Genomic DNA, 3,214 nt, shown 5'->3' on the forward strand with positions numbered 1-3,214 from the left:
TCACCAAACGAAGTGCGGTAGGAATTTTAATGAGAATTTTATTAGAAACTACTGTCCACTTTCTTGACTAAAGTCCAGTTTTACGTTGAAGAAGACCATCATTATCGCGTTTCTGGCATTTGTGCTGGGGATAGGCATCACGACGGCCTATCATTATTTCAAAGACAACAGCGGCGGCCAGAGTGCGGCCGGTCCGACGACAGAACAGAAAACCTTGGTTGAACAATATCAGCCTGCGGAAGAGATTCCGGAGATTGCGGACGAATATGATGTCGTTGTCATCGGCGGCGAGCCGGAAGGTGTGGCGGCTGCGGTTTCGGCTGCGCGCAACGGTTCTTCGGTCCTGCTGGTTGAGCATCGTCCGGGACTTGGCGGCTTGATGACATACGGCATGCTGAACTTCATTGACATGGTGCAAGGCATCGGCGGCGAAAGCGCGGTTGCCGGGATCTTCAAGGAATGGCACCAGCTGGTCGGCGGCGGCAGTTCGTACGATATCGAGCTGGCCAAAGCAGCGTTTCTGAAACTGGTTGAAGATGAAGAAAATATCACGCTGGCGCTTGAAACCGACTTTACTTCGGCGATTGTCGAAAACGGTACGGTGACTGGCGCAGAACTTGAAAATAAAAACGGCAATTTCACCGTAAATGGCAAACGTTTTATTGACGCGACACAAGACGCCAATTTTGCAGCGGACGCGGGTGTTCCCTTCAATGTCGGCGGTGAAGATATCAACTTGAAGAATCGTTTGATGTCGGTGACGCCGATGATCCATTTGACCGGGCTTGATTGGGACGGCGTAAAGAAAGCCGCTGACGATGAAGTTTTCGGTTATGGCGAAGTGACGCCGATCGTCGCATGGGGCTTCGGCGACTTGCATACGACGTATCCGGCGGTCGAAGAAAATACGCGCCTGCGCGGATTGAACTTGGTCCGTGTGCCGGGCAATGAAGATCAGTATTACATCAACGCATTGCAAGTTTTCGGCGTTGACGGTTTGGATGAAGCATCCAAAGCGGAAGGCCTTGAACGCGGTATCCGCGAAACGGAACATATCGTAAAATGGCTGCGCGAGAACTTCCCAGGCTTTGAAAATGCCGAAATTGCCAGCTTCCCGGATGAAATGTACATTCGTGAAACCCGCCACATGAAGGCGGAATATATCCTGCAGATGTCCGATATCTGGACGAATGCGGACCACTGAGACAGCATCGGCTTCGGCGGCTATCCGGTCGACGTTCAGGCAACGTCTCCAAATGACTACGGTTATGTGTTATCGAGCCCGGTGCAGTATTCGGTACCGTTCCGCTCCCTGGTACCGCTTGAAATCGACAACATCCTGGTTGTCAGCCGCTCCGCTGGTTATTCATCACTAGCCGCCGGCAGTGCGCGCATCATTCCAACAGGGATGGCCGCTGCTGAAGCCGGCGGTGCTGCTGCTGCTCAGTCGATCGAAGCGGACATGAACTTCCGCGAGCTGTCAAAAAATGAAGACGCGATCGAACAATTGCGCACGACATTGGCTGACCAAGGCGCGAAAGTCGAGCACTTCGATATCGACTACCCTTATGAAGGCGAATGGTTCGACGGCGCTGTCCAGTATCTGATGGACTACGGCCTCGCGTTCGGCGGCTATGACAACGACCTCCAAGTCGACAAGCCGCAAGGAGCTCTCGGCTTCCTGAAAACACTTGGTACTGGCCTCGTCCATACCGACGACCGCCTGAATGAACAATATGGCGACAAGTTAGCTGAAATCACGGCAGGCGTCACGTCTGCTGAGGAGATGCTGACGCGTGAAGCTGCTGGTACTTACCTGGTGGAAGCGTTCAGTGATGAAACTGTTTCTGATGCGCCGTGGGATCAGGCATTTGAACTTGGCCTTATGGACGAAACCATCCACAGCCGTGTAGACAGTGAGCGCGAATTGACGCGTGCTGAAGGTTATTATTTGTTGTATAGCGTGTTAGTGAATTTGAATGAAGCGCTTGAGTAACGTTTTAAGTGATTAAGTGATGAAGTTTAGAGCCAGTGCAGAGACATTCTCTGCACTGGTTTTTATGTAAGTAAAGCTAACTTATAAATATGGATAATCGATATTCCGCAAAACAGCTCCGCTTTCCTGGTGGCTTGCGCTGAGCTAACTCGGACTAGTTCCACTTCGCCCGAGTGGATCTCAGCACTTCGCTTAGTCACCTGGGAGTCTTCGCTGTTTTGCTCCATATCTCAGAGAGTGCATTGATAAATAGAAAGTTGAGTGACGCAGTTTGAAATCTGCGTCGCTCTTTTTTATGGATGGTTTTAGTAGTGGGTTGAGTTGTCATATAGATGGACGTTGGTGACGTATAGACTTATTTGTGTGTCGTATGGAATGAATTTGCTGACATATAGCGATGAGTTAGTGACGTATAGCGGATTTTACTTAACGTGCCGACTTTTAAAGAGGTTTCTCCTAAAGAAAAGTACATCTGAATGGAAAGCAGTCCGCTTGCGGACTGCCCAGTGGGCGGCTATTGCCGCCCGATCATACTAAGAGTGGGTTGACTCGCATGGGTGAAATTCTATCTTATGATTTTGGCTGTCTATCTTATGATTTCACGTTTCTATCTTACGTTTTTCGAGTTCTATCTTACGGTTTACAACTCTTATCTCACGAACGCATACTCCTCCTACTCTCATCCAAGAGAAAAGTGCATTCGAATGGAAAGCAGTCCGCCCGCGGACTGCCCAGTGGGCGGCGGTTGCCGCCCGATCAATTCAGAGAGTGGGTTGACTCGCATAGGTGCAGTTCTATCTTATGATTTTGGCTGGCTATCTTATGATTTCACGTTTCTATCTTACGTTTTTCGAGTTTTATCTTACGGTTTGCAGTTCCTATCTTACGAACGCGTCTCTTCAACGGCTCTCATCCAAGAGAAAAGTGCACTCGAATGGAATGCAGTCCGCCAGCGGACTGCCCAGTGGGCGGCCATGCCGCCCGATCTTGGCTAATAGTGGGTTGACTCGTATGGGTGAAATTTTATCTTATGATTTTGGCCCTCTATCTTATGATATCGCATTTCTATCTTACGTTTTTCAAATTTCATCTTACGCTTCCCACCTCTTACCTCACCTACAACCTCCCTCCCCACCCACAAAAAACATACTAAGATTAGTAGGACGAACCAAGGCATTGGTTTATCCTACTAATTTTTTTATAGTAGAGGTGAAGCGG

1 pseudogene is annotated in these 3,214 nt (G+C 49.4%); it reads left to right on the forward strand.

Features of this window, described 5'->3' with window-relative positions:
- The first annotated feature begins 121 nt into the window (after positions 1–121).
- A pseudogene (locus D2910_RS17075) lies at positions 122–1,996 on the forward strand (FAD-dependent oxidoreductase).
- Positions 1,997–3,214 lie beyond the last annotated feature (1,218 nt).

This window comes from Planomicrobium okeanokoites, from assembly GCF_003428875.1.
GTDB lineage: Bacteria > Bacillota > Bacilli > Bacillales_A > Planococcaceae > Planococcus > Planococcus okeanokoites.